Annotated in this window: 9 protein-coding genes; 3 read left to right on the top strand and 6 right to left on the bottom strand. The window is 59.0% G+C overall.

All coding sequences use genetic code 11. From position 1 onward, the window contains the following. Positions 1-126: 126 nt before the first annotated feature. The 4 genes from NW848_RS16610 to NW848_RS16595 form a co-directional block, all read right to left on the bottom strand. Positions 127-963 (bottom strand): hypothetical protein, encoded by an 837-nt coding sequence (locus NW848_RS16610; RefSeq protein ID WP_414511367.1) that lies wholly within the window; start codon positions 961-963, stop codon positions 127-129. Between the two features lie 224 nt (positions 964-1,187). Continuing rightward, entirely contained in the window at positions 1,188-1,790 is a 603-nt protein-coding gene (gene nrdR / locus NW848_RS16605; RefSeq protein ID WP_414511366.1) for a transcriptional regulator NrdR, read from the bottom strand. Positions 1,791-1,858: 68 nt separating this feature from the next. Next, on the bottom strand, positions 1,859-3,400 hold the full coding sequence (locus NW848_RS16600) for a cryptochrome/photolyase family protein (protein WP_414511365.1): 1,542 nt from the start codon (positions 3,398-3,400) through the stop codon (positions 1,859-1,861). A gap of 2,361 nt (positions 3,401-5,761) precedes the next feature. Further along, positions 5,762-6,790, bottom strand: a complete 1,029-nt coding sequence (locus NW848_RS16595) for a LysR substrate-binding domain-containing protein (RefSeq protein WP_414402550.1) — start codon at positions 6,788-6,790, stop codon at positions 5,762-5,764. Positions 6,791-7,073: 283 nt separating this feature from the next. On the opposite strand from NW848_RS16595, the gene ribH reads away from it, so the two are divergent. After that, entirely contained in the window at positions 7,074-7,664 is a 591-nt protein-coding gene (ribH, locus tag NW848_RS16590) for a 6,7-dimethyl-8-ribityllumazine synthase (RefSeq protein WP_011429957.1), read from the top strand. On the opposite strand, the gene htpG is transcribed toward ribH, so the two are convergent. Together htpG and NW848_RS16580 are read right to left on the bottom strand one after the other, a co-directional pair. After that, a complete protein-coding gene (htpG, locus tag NW848_RS16585) occupies positions 7,658-9,517 on the bottom strand; it encodes a molecular chaperone HtpG (RefSeq protein WP_099812233.1) in 1,860 nt (619 codons plus the stop codon). The genes ribH and htpG overlap by 7 nt on opposite strands. A 104-nt stretch (positions 9,518-9,621) precedes the next feature. After that, positions 9,622-11,067: an LCP family protein gene (locus NW848_RS16580; protein WP_414402549.1), complete on the bottom strand. Its 1,446-nt coding sequence runs from the start codon at positions 11,065-11,067 to the stop codon at positions 9,622-9,624. Positions 11,068-11,116: 49 nt separating this feature from the next. Here NW848_RS16580 and NW848_RS16575 point away from each other — a divergent pair, with 49 nt between their 5' ends. Beyond that, positions 11,117-11,815 (top strand): 4'-phosphopantetheinyl transferase family protein, encoded by a 699-nt coding sequence (locus tag NW848_RS16575; protein WP_240527694.1) that lies wholly within the window; start codon positions 11,117-11,119, stop codon positions 11,813-11,815. A gap of 43 nt (positions 11,816-11,858) precedes the next feature. Then, positions 11,859-12,308 (top strand): plastocyanin/azurin family copper-binding protein, encoded by a 450-nt coding sequence (locus NW848_RS16570; RefSeq protein ID WP_011429953.1) that lies wholly within the window; start codon positions 11,859-11,861, stop codon positions 12,306-12,308. Positions 12,309-12,375 lie beyond the last annotated feature (67 nt).

Below are 12,375 nucleotides of genomic sequence, written 5' to 3'. Positions count from 1 at the left end.
CTAGCTCGGTGCCAGGCTCATCTCTCCACACCAACCCCCCAATACAAGGGGGGTTGTTGCGTATCTCAAGGGGTAACTCTGCAGTCTCTATGGGTGTAGAGGGTGTACGGAATTCCTTCTCCGGGACTATTGGGGTGCTTTCACAGGAGCGGGTGATGGGTTGTTGCGCAAAAAGGGTTGTACAGCTACGAAGCCCAATCCAAAAGAGGCGACTACCAAAAGAACTGCAGCGGCCATCCAAAGCAAAACGGATCCTTGGGATCCGTGATGTTGATCGCGCACCCGTTGGTAGACACTGGTGGCATGAACCTCGCCACCCATATTCTGCATCAACTCTTCCAAGGAGGGAATCTGATAGCCGGCACGGGGGTAAGGAGGCTCAGCAGGAGTGTCTTGACGGGGACGGGGGGGTAGAGTGGAGGGCTGAGATCGGGGCTCAAGGGGGGGGGTGGCAAAGTCAGAGTAAGAGGGAGTTGGATAGACGTTGCCAGGGAAGGGTGAAACCTCGCTGCGAGCTTGGCGTCGCTTGAGGCGATTCAAAAAATCATAGGAGGGAGAGGCTTGGTCATGTTCTGAGGTCAGGCCATCCCCTCGAAAAGGGGCTGCAGCAGCCTCTCTTTCAAGAGCAGCGGCTTGGCTTGTGTCAGCAAGCCGTAGGCTGATTTGCTGTAGGCGCTTCAAGGCCTGGCCCAATTGCCCCTGAAATTCTTGCGCGATGGCAGTAATTTCTCCAGACAATTGTTGATGCAGAGCGCGCAGGCGCTGGTTTTCGGAGGAGAGGCGGCTCACCTGCTGACGGGCAGATTCCAGCTCTTCAGCCACTTGTTGATATACCTGGATTGGCACTGTCCCCGGCCCGGTCTCTAGTGAGGCAGGGGCGCGAAAGCTGCTGTTGCCGGGCAAGCCATTGGGGTTGCCGTTGCGAGCTTCAGAGGGGATAGAACCCCGAAAGTCGTACTGCATAAGTTGAATCAATCCGTCAGAAAGGATGAAAAGCTGAGGAAGGTGGGCAGGCGGGGATCCCGAACAGACAAGGCCGCAAGGATCACCCAGGGGTAGCGCTGAACACCGACCGGCCGAGGATGCCTAGCGCTATGCTTAGTGTAAGCGGCAATTGCTAACCCAAGCATACCGCTAAGCTTTTTGGATGGGAGCCCCTTTCTAGCAGTTTTTCTCGCCCGCAAGCGTTATTTCGGGATCTCCGAGAGATTGCTCGAGGTGTCGTTTTGATCGAGGAGTTGGGGAATACCCCCCACCCAGTCTGGAGAAGCTGTGGATTCCGACTCTGAAGGGGGAGAGTTCCGCAACGGCCGCTCCAGATCTCGTCGTAGGTGGGTTTCCAACCGTTCCAACTGTTCCAGTTCGGTAACAAAGTCTTTTATACCCTGGAACTTGCGGTACACGGAGGCAAAGCGCACATAGGCAACTTCGCTCAGGCGCTGTAGGCGCTCCAGTACCATCTCGCCAATGCGTAGGGTAGTTACCTCTTGAACGTCTTCCAGTTGCAGTTTTTCTTCGATTTCGTTGACCAACTCCTCCATCTGCTTGAGGCTAACCTGGGTTTTTTGGCAAGCGCGCATCACCCCCTGCAAGATCTTGTTGCGGTTAAAACTCTCTCGGGATCCATCCCGTTTAATGACCATGATGGGCATGAATTCGATGCGCTCATAGGTGGTGAAGCGATAGCCACAGGACATGCACTCCCGCCGCCGCCGCACGCTTTGGCCACCTTCTGCCGAACGGGACTCTAAAACACGAATTTCTTGCTTGCCGCAGCGGGGACATTTCATGACGTGGGCTCCTTGAACCAAGTAACACGTGAAGAGAGGGTGCTCCAATTCTAGTGAATACCAGACAGCTAGGCATTGGGGGTGGACTCCCACCAAGCAGCGGCTTGCGCTTGGATTTGGGCCCTCTGCTCTGGCTGGAGGCGATCCAGGTGGGCCAGTACCCCTTTCATTCTTCCCAAGGGAAGCAAAAGGGGCCGGTGGCGCAACAGGAAATCCCAGTAGAAGGTATTGAAGGGACAGGCCCGTTCGCCCACCTTTTCGCTGGGATTGTAGCGGCAATGGCGGCAGTAGTCACTCATTTTGCGGATGTACTGGGCGGAAGCGGCGTAGGGTTTGGTGGAAAGCATGCCCCCGTCGGCAAAGAGGCTCATGCCGATGACGTTGGGCTGCATCACCCAGTCGTAGCTGTCGATGAACACGTCGTGAAACCACGCTTCTACGGCTTGAGGTTGGATACCGCTGATGAGCGCGAAATTGCTGAGCACCATTAGGCGCTGGATGTGGTGGGCATAGCCATGGCGGCGAATTTGCCTCAGGGTGTGCCGCAGGCAGGCCATGTCCGTTTCGCCTGTCCAAAAAAAGTCGGGCAGGGGGCGGTAGTGGCCAAAAAAGTTGGTCTGGGCATAGCCCTGGGGCATTTGGTATTCGTAGAAGCCGCGCATGTATTCCCGCCAGCCCAGGATCTGGCGGATGAAGCCTTCGGCAGAGGGGAGAGGGATCCCGCCGCGATGGTAGGCCTGCTCGGCAGCGGTGATGACTTCTTGGGGGGTGAGGAGCCCTAGGTTGAGGTAAGGGGAAAGGAGGGAGTGGTAGAGGAAGTCTTCTTCGACTTGCATAGCGTCCTGCCAGGGGCCGAAGTGGGGCAGGCGGTGCTGGATGAAGTCCTCAAGCACCTGCAGGGCTTGGGCACGGGTGACGGCCCAGCCAAAGCCTTCCAGGGATCCAAAGTGGTGGCCGTAATGGCGCCGCACTTTCTCCATCACCGCCTGCGTGATGGCGTCGGGGGGAAACGTCAGAGGCGGCGGGTAGCGCCGGCCAGGTTGGGGAGGCTGCCGGTTTTCCCGGTCGTAGTTCCAGCGCCCGCCGAGGGGCTGGGAGCCGTCCATGAGGATGCGGAAGCGTTTGCGCCCTTGGCGATAGAAGTCCTCTAGGAGGAGGCGCTTGCGGCCTGAGGCCCAGTCGATAAATTGGCGGGCTGTCCAGAGAAAGTGGTTATTTTCCAAGACCAGGAGGGGGCAGGGGAGGGCAGACCTCAGCTTTTCCACCTCATCCCGGACGGGAATATCGGTGGGCTGCATGAGGCGGATCTGTTGCAATCGATGTTGCCTAGCCCAGGCTTGCAGGGGTTCGGCATAGTCTTCGGCTTCCGCATAGGTGACGGGGTGGCCGCGCTGTTGCAATTCTTGGGCAAAGTGGCGCATGGCCGACCAGACCAGGACCAGCTTTTGCTGGTGATGGTTGCGGGAGCTGGCCCAGGCGTGGGACTCGACAAGGAGAACGGGAACGCGGTGGGGGGGGAGGGCTGAGAGGGAGGCCAGGGCAGATTGCTGCGGATGCAGTTGATCCGAAAGGATCCAAACTCCTTCTGAACCCGTGGTCGAGACGGTCATGGGGAATTCTGGATAGCTTAGATAGCTGGATCCAGGTTGAGTTTAGCTCTGGGGCAGAACGCTAAAGGGAGGGGATCCAGCCGGCTATGGGCGAGATAGCCAGAAGGAAGGTCCAAAAGGGGCAAGGGATCCCCTTTCTCCAGGTCTGGGCCGGGCTGGGGATGGTGGCGCTGCTGCTGCTGCTGGTTTGGAACTGGAGCGATCCCCTGCCGCCGGCCTGGGATGAGGCGCAGCACCTGTTGCAGGCGCAGGCGTTTGGGGATCACCTGAGCCGGTTTCGCTGGGAAGGGCTGTGGTGGCAGCAGTTTTTGCACTTGAACCAGCGCTACCCGCCTCTGGCCTATTGGTTGGGGATCCCGTTGGCAGCGCTGCATCCGTTTGGCCGGGCCGATGGGCAGTTGCTCAATTTGGTGTTGCTGGGGATCCTGACCCTGGCCACCCAGCGGCTGGGGTGGCGGGCCTATCGCTCTTGGGAAGTGGGCTGGCTGGCGGCAGTGTTGGTGCTTCTCTATCCGGGGATCACGGCTTTGGCTCATGTCTACATGCTGGAGCTGCCGCTGCTGGTGGCGGTTACGCTGGCTTTTTGGGCGCTGTGGGCCTACGCGGAGGAGCCGTCCTGGCGGGGGGCGGTGGGGGTGGGGGCGGGGCTGGCGGCGGTGCTGCTGACCAAGTGGACGGGGGTGCTGTTTTTGCTGCCGCCGCTGCTGGCTGTTCCGCTGGGGGTGAGGATCCCTTGGCCGCTGCGGCTGGCCCACCTGGCCCTGGGAATGGGGGTGACGCTGCTCTTGTGCTGGCCCTGGTATGGAGCTAACTGGCTGTTTGTGCTCAGCAATGGGTGGGCCTATGCCGACACCGCCCACTACTACGTCACCTGTGCGGCGGGATCCCTGTGCTGGTGGACGGCCTACTTGCGCTGGTTGCCCCTGCAGATGGGCCCTTGGCTATGCCCCTTGCCACTGCTGAGCTTGTGGGGATCCCCAAGCCGGCGGGAGGCTCTCCTGTGGGGTCTCTACGGAGGGGGCTACCTTCTCTACACCCTGGTAGCCATTAAGGATGTGCGCTTTACTTTGCCGCTGTTGCCCCTGCTGGCCATCCTCTCGGCAGGAGGGCTGGCCAAGCTTTGGCGCTACTTGGGCGAGCGCTGGGGGGAAAGGGCGCTGCGCCGGGGAGTGGGCATGAGCCTAGCCCTAGGAGCTCTGGCCCTCTTGAACCTGGGGCAGCCCCTCGCTCCCGGCGTGGCTCCGCTCTGGAAAGGGATCCAGATGCGCTGGCAGGGGCAGCACCCTCAACAGGAGCTGACGCGGTGGATTGGATCCCGGGTGCAGCCAGGTTTGACCGCCACCCTAGGCGTTCTTCCCAACACCGAGCTGATCTCGTCGGAAACTCTCAGCTACTTGGCGGCCCTACAGCGCTGGCCCATCACCTTCCGCGGCGCCGGCCAAACCCCCTGGCCAGAGGTGGAGCTGGCGCTTCTGGATGGGTTTGTGGATGCGCCAGGGGAGCAAGGAATTGTCGGCCCCTACGGTCCAGCTAAGGAGCAAATTCGGCAACTCCTAGACAAAAGTCCTGACTGGCAGCAAGAGCATTTTGATCTGCCGGCGGTGGGCCGGCTGTCCACCTACTTCCCCAGCAAGCCCAGGGTTGTGCTGCAAGAGTTGCCCGCTGCGGCAGAGGCGGTGGAGCTGCTAGAGCTCCAGGTCTTGCCAGAGGAAGGGATCCCAGCCTGGCACTTGCGCTGGCAGGGGCCAGCCCAGGACTTGGCGCAAACCCTCGTCTGGGCGCGACTGGAAGATCCCCAGGGGCAGGTCTTGGCCAAGCGGGCCTGGGTGGTGGGACAGAACCGCCTGTTGCCCTACGCCGCCGGCAGTTGGCAGGTGGAGGAGATCTTGGCCTGGCCAGAGCTGGCAACCAAAGAAGGAATCCTCCACCTGGAGTGGCAACCTCCCCAGGGAAGGCGTCGGTCGTTCAGTCAGCCCTGGGAGGGATCCCGCAGCGGGAAAGGGGGATCCCTTATCTCCCCTGGAGATCCCCTCTTTCTCCTACGACAGGCGGCCAAGGCGGCTGTGCAGGGAGATCTCGAGGCCCTCTCCCTTTACCTCAACGCCTGGACAACGTTGCAATATCCAACTTTTCTCACCGATCCGGACCGAGCTTTGATCCGCCAACTGCTGGAGGGAGAACAACACTGGGCAGCCGCCCAGGGCCAGCGGGAAAAGCAGATCCAAAGCCACTACGAGCTGGCGTTGCTGGAGGTGGCTCTGTTGCGGCCGCAAGCAGCCCAGCAGCATTTTGAACAAATTGTCAAGTTGAATCCTGAAGACAACTGGGCACGGGCCTACTTGGCGTTTTTACGGGTCTTTTTTACCCGTGATTTCCAGGGCTTCCAGGGGCTGCGGCAAGAGCTGGTAAATGCTTTTCATCCTCTCTGCCAGAAAGCTGATCTGGATTGGAATTTAGAGGGGATCTGTGCTGCTCTTTTGCAAGAAAATCCAGCTCCATCTGAGAAACCTGAGATAGCAGGAAATCAGCAAAAGCCTTAGCCACAAGCGAAAGGCGCTTGGAGCGCAAATAGACCAGATACCAAAACCCCTGGATGGGAAACTCCTCCACATCCAAAATGGCTAAATGCTGTTGCCACCCCCCTAGAGCCAACACATGCTGGGACAAAACCGAAATGCCTAACCCGCCGATAATGCCCTGGCGAATGGCTTCGCCACTGCCTATCTCCATGCGGATGTTGAGCTTGAGGTTATGTTTGTCGAAGAGCCGCTCCACCGCCATGCGGGTGCCGGAGCCGGGCTCGCGGGCCAAGAAGGGCTCTTGAGCAATACGGGCCAGGGGGATCCGCTTCTGGCCCGCCAAAGGATGGTGAATAGGAGCCATCACCACCAAGGGATTTTCCAGGAAAGGCTGGGCTACCACATCCAGATCCTCTGGCGGCATCCCCATCACGTAGAGGTCGTCCATGTTGTTACTCAGCCGCTCCAGAACTTGCTGCCGGTTTAGCACCTTCAGGGACACGTCGATACCGGGATACTGCTGACAAAACGCCCCCAGCAGGCGGGGAATAAAGTATTTGGCTGTAGTGACCACACCAATGCTCAGTCGCCCTTGTTTTAACCCCTTCAGGTCGGCGAGGGTCATCTCAAATTCGTTCAACTGCTCAAAGATTTTTTGACAAGTTTGGTACAAAGCTTGCCCCGCCTCTGTGAGATAGAGCCGCTTGCCCACCTGCTCAAACAGCGGCAGCCCCACCGATTTGCTCAATTGCTTGATCTGCATGGAAATCGTGGGCTGGGTCAGGTAAAGCTCCTCAGCGGCACGGGTGAAGCTGAGATGACGGGCAGCAACCTCGAAGATTTGCAACTGGTGCAGCGTAATGGCCTTCATGGAGAATCAAGGATCACTAAAGGTTTACTCTTAAATCATAAAACTCAATCTATGACCCTTGGCGAGATTTCCCTGAGAGCTCGCCGGCTCGAGCGGGTCTCCGCGGGCTCTTCTTCTGGAGGACGGAGAGGGACTGGCGAGCCGTTTAGCTACTGTGAGAATGTCGAAGGCCAGGTGCTACCACCCCTTTTTGGGCAGATCTGGAGGAGAAGGGTAAATTAGGATAGGAAGACACGGTTGTGCGGTGTGGAGCAGCGCCTGGTTTTTTCCCGGAGCAGCGCAGATGGCAGTTTACGAAGGCAATTTTGTTCAGACGGGGGATCTGCGTCTGGCCATTGTTATCAGTCGGTTTAACGATTTGATTGCCGGCAAATTGTTGGAGGGGTGCCAAGATGCCCTGAAGCGGCATGGCATCGATGTCAGCTCGGAGAGCCAGCAGGTGGACTATTACTGGGTGCCCGGCAGCTTTGAGGTGCCTATGTTGGCCTGCCAACTGGCGCAGTCCCGCCGTTACGATGCCATCATCTGCCTGGGGGCGGTCATTCGGGGCCAAACCCCCCATTTCGACTATGTGGCAGCAGAGGTGGCCAAGGGGATCGCGGCAGCCAGTTTTCGCACCGGCGTGCCGGTCATCTTCGGGATCCTCACCGCCGATACCCTACAGCAGGCGCTGGAGCGGGCTGGGATCAAGAACAACAAAGGCTGGGAATACGCCATGAGCGCTCTGGAGATGGCCACCCTGATGCGCCAAGTAGCTCCCCTCTTGCAAGGGAGCGACAGGGCTGCCAGCAATGGGGCGGCCTCCCGCCCCTCTCTGCCCGGTGGAGCGGAAGCCCTGCAGCCGGGGGTAACTCTGGAGGGTGCCGCCTACTGACGGCGGGTTAAACGGGTGAGCACCTCGTTGGAACGCTGCACAAAGGCCCGTGCGGCTGCCGGGTCAAAGCTTTTCTGGGTAATCAGCGCCAGATCGTAGATGTGGTTGCAGATGAGGTTGACCAGCTCCGGATCCCGCCCCTCCTCGGCCAGAGCCTGCAGGTTTTGGATCAAGGGGTGGGCGGTGTTGAGCACCAGCGTGTGCTCTTCCAAAAACTCCATTGGCTTCTGTTGCAGGATGGCATTAAGCTCCTGCAGGCGCCGCAGCGCCTCCGGCAGCAGGATCATAGCCGGAACCGACTCCGACTTGAGGGCCTCGGCTTTGATCTGCAGCTTCTCTTTGCCCAAAGCCTGACGAAAGAGATCCACCAGCTTTTCGCTGCGGGTTTTTTGTGTTACCGGGTCGACGAGCTCGGCAGCTTTGTCTTTTTGGATCAGCGTCTCGTCCAGCTCGGAATCCACCCGCTTAAATTGGATCCCTTCTTCCCGATACTCCCGCTCCAGGAAGCTGCTGAAGTGGCTGTCGATCCAGCTATCCAGCATAATGACTTCTAGTCCTTGGGAGCGGTGCAGGTCGATATAGGCGCTCTGGGCTGCCTCGTCGGTGGCGTAGTAAACCCGCTTATTCTGTTTCTCCCGCGTGCGCTCCAGGTACTCTTTGAGGGTCACGTACTCAGGTTTATCGGCAGGGGATCCGGCCAATCGGAAGATGAGAATGTCTTTAATCTGGGCGAAGAACTTGTCGTTGTTCATCGCCCCAAATTTCATGAAGAGGCTGATATCCGGCCAGACCTTGACATATTTTTCGTAGTCTTCTTTGTAGAGCTCGTTGAGGCGATCCGCCACCTTTTTGGCCACGTGATCCCCAATGCGCCTGACGGTACGGTCATTTTGTAAAAAACTGCGGGAGACGTTGAGGGGAATGTCTGGGCTGTCGATGGCGCCGCGCAGAGGCAGGAGGAATTTGGGAATGACTTCTTCGCAGTTATCCTGGACAAAAACTTGGTTGCAATACAGCTTGACCTGACCCTTAGTGGGATCGATATCAGGCCGCAGCTTGGGGAAGTAGAGGATCCCTTGCACGATGAAGGGGTAATCTGTGTTGATGTGTACCCAGAAGTGGGGATCCTCTTGGAAGGGATAGAGGTAGCGGTAAAACTCTAGGTAATCCTCATCCTTGAGCTCAGAGGGAGGAATCTTCCAGAGGGGCTTTTGCCGGTTAATGACTTCTCCGTTGAGTTTAATGGGGACGGGAATGAAGTCGCAGTATTTGCGCACCAATTCGCGGATGCGGCCCGGCTCCAGGTACTCCTCGCTATCCGGGCTGAGGTAAAGGGTAACCGTGGTGCCGATGGCGGAGCGCTGGGAATCGGAAAGGGTAAAAGTTGGGCTGCCGTCGCAAGACCATTTCACAGGGGTGCTGCCCGGCTGATAGGAAAGGGTGTCGATCTCCACCCGCTGCGCCACCATAAAAGAGGAATAGAACCCCAGGCCAAAGTGGCCGATGATCGCCTGTTCTGCGTCTTTGCCTTTGTACTTTTGAAGGAACTCCTCAGCGCTGGAAAAGGCCACTTGGTTGATGTATTTTTTCACCTCTTCGGCAGTCATGCCGATGCCAGTGTCGCTGACCGAGAGGGTCTTGGCCTCTTTGTTGAGCGCAATCGTGATTTCTGGCTCCGGGGGATCCGCCACTTCGCCAGCCAGTTTGGCCATCTTCAGCTTGGCAATGGCATCGGCGGCGTTGGAGATCAGCTCTCGCAAAAAGATCTCCCGATCCGAATAGAGAGACTGCTTGATGATGGGGAAGATGTTCTCGGTGTGGATGGTGATGGATCCCTGTTCCAGCACAGTCATAGATGGCTCAGCACGCAAACAAGCTAGTGCCAATCTACAGAGGCAACAGAGGCCCCGACAAGCCGAACTGTTTCCAGAAATCCGCACTCGCCACCGAACCGGCCCTAGAGCTGAGCCCCTCTGGCCGGACTCTGCGCCTGGTCAATATCGAGGGTAAGCTGCTGGGCCCAATCTTGGCCGATGCGAATGGTGATGTCGGAGTTGAGCACGCCGGTGGATTCCACCCGCAGCTCTCCTAGCCCAAGGGCGGCCCGCACCTGCTTGGCTCCCTCGCGATCCCCGCTTTGGGCGAGGATCTCTGTTTGCGGCAACACCTGGGGGCTGTCTTCGACGGCAAAAACCTGGGTATAACCCTGTCTAACCAGTTCTTGCACCATGCGGCGGGCCATTCCCGGCTTGCCGGTAGCATTTTGCACGGCTATGCGCAGGCGTTGCGGCGGAATGCGGGCTACCTCTGCCTCTAGGCCAAAGTGGGAGACAACCACCCGTCGGATCGCGGCTGGATCCGGCAGCCAATAGCTGGTGGAAAATTCTCCTGGCTGACTGAAGCGGCCCGGCAACAGCACCAGGTCGATGCGATCGCCCCCAGAGGTGAGGACAAACTTGGCCAAGCTCAGAACCTCTTCCCAGGTGAGGTTGGTATCCAGGTGGGTGCGGACGACCTGCAAAACCTTCGGGATCCGAGGCCAAACGGCGGGGGAGAGCAGTTCTCGACTCAGGGCCCGCAGCAGTTCCTGTTGCCGTTGCACCCGACCAATATCCCCCAACCCCAGGTGATCGCGGCGAAAGCGGGCAAAGTGGTGGGCTTGTTCGCCGTTGAGGCGTTGCCAGCCGGGCTCCAGGTTGATGAATAGCCGCTGCGTGTGATCTACGTAGTGCATCGGCTCCGGCACGTAGACTTCCACACCGCCCACCGCATCGATCAGCTCTTCCAGGGCATCGGTATTGAGGCGAACGTAGCGGTCAATCGGGATCCCGCCCAGCAAGGTGCTGACCACCTGGGCCGTTAGAGCTGGTCCACCCACCAGGTTGGCTGCATTGATCTTGGTGACACCAAAGCTGGGCAAGCGCACGCGGGTATCGCGGGGGATGGATAGGACGGTAATCCGCCGCGCTTGGGGATCGAAGCGGGCCAAGAGAATGGTGTCGGTGCGGGTGTTGAGACGCTCCCGTTCTCTGGACAAGGGCAGGGCGGGATCCGGGTTGTCGGTGCCGAGAATGAGGATATGCAACGAGCGATCCAGAGCTGCCGCCCGCAAAGCATCCGGACGGAAGGCTTCTTGTTCGCCGGGAGTGAGGGAAGTGGGGATCACCGGACGGGGCAACATCACAGCCAAGAAGGCGCCGGCGGAGCCCGCCAACACAGCCGTGAATCCCAACAACAGCCAAAGGATCCCCTGGCGAATGGCCTGCTGACGAGCGGCGCGGACACGGTCTGGGCGGGGTGGATAGTGGAAAGAGGACATCAGGTCAAACCGGGCCTCGCGAGCGCCTGCAGGAAGGGGTGTACTGTCTAGGTGGTGTTGCCAACCCCACCAATTCAAGGTCATGTTACCGCATCCTTATTCTCTAGGACTGTCCATACCCAACTTCGGCGAGATGGCAGCTTCCCCGGCGGGATCCCTGCAACTGTTGCTGGCGAAGTCGGAGGTGCACTTGTGGCTCCAAGTCTTGCCGCCGCTGGCGGAGTTGCTCTCTCAGCTTGATCTTCTTTCTCAGGAGGAACGGCAGCGCGCGGAGCGTTTACAGCGGCTGGAGGCTCGGCGTCGCTTTCTGGGTGGTCGTTTGCTATTGCGAACCCTGCTTGGCCGCTACAGCGGCCTCCCTCCCCACGCGATCCCCCTCGGCTACACCACTGCCGGCAAGCCCTATTGGCCGGATCCACCCCTACCGCTGCAGTTCAACCTCAGCCACTCCCACGAGTGGATCCTGGTTGGCTTGACGTTGCAGCGTCGAATTGGCGTGGACCTAGAGCGGATCCGGCCCGTGCCCCGCTGGCAGCGCATTGCCCAGCGCTATTTTTCCGCCGCCGACCAGGCCCGCCTATGGATCTGTCCACCAGCAGAGCGGGAGAGGGTTTTCTTGGAGCTGTGGACGCAGAAAGAAGCTCTCCTGAAAGCCATGGGCGTGGGGCTGGCTGGAGCCAGGATCGGGGCCGGGGATCCCTGTTGGCTGACCCTGCCTCTGCCGGTTGCCGAGGGCTATGTTGCCGCTGTGGCGATGGAACAGCGGGAAGCCGGCGAGGCAGCTCCGACTGTGCGGCTCTATGAAAGTGCCGCTCCCCTGACCCCCACTTGAGCTGCTATCTTGGGTTTCCAAGCTAAGTTTTCAGGGTGTCGCCATGTGGAGTGGGCTGCGTCACTTCCTCATTTTGGGCCTCTGTCTGTGGATTGGGTTCGTCGGGATCCCGCATCCGGCATGGGCGCGAGATCTGTCGCGGCAAACGCCCCAGGACAAAGCTGTCGAGTTAGGTACTGCCGACAACCAGTTGGTCTTTGTGCCCAAAGAGCTCTTTTTTCGCAACGGCAACCTCTATCGTTTGCACTTGAGCAACCCCAGCCAGTTGAAGCACTATTTCAGTGCCAAAGATTTTGCCGATGCCGTTTGGACTCGCAAGTTGGAAGTGGCCGGTGTGGAAATCAAGGGCCAGATCCGAGAACTGGAGCTGAAGCCAGGCGCGGCGGTGGAGTGGCAATTTATTCCTTTGAAATCTGGGGTTTACTCTCTGGTTTGCACCATTCCCGGCCATGCCGAAGCGGGTATGATCGGGCAGATCACGATTGGCGACTAGGCTATCTCCTGGGCTAGGGGAGCAAAAGGGGATAGAAAAGAGAAGAACGCTGCCAGGCAAATCCTTC

This window comes from Synechococcus sp. RC10A2 (assembly GCF_047502605.1).
This window is presented reverse-complemented; position numbering and strand designations above follow the sequence as displayed.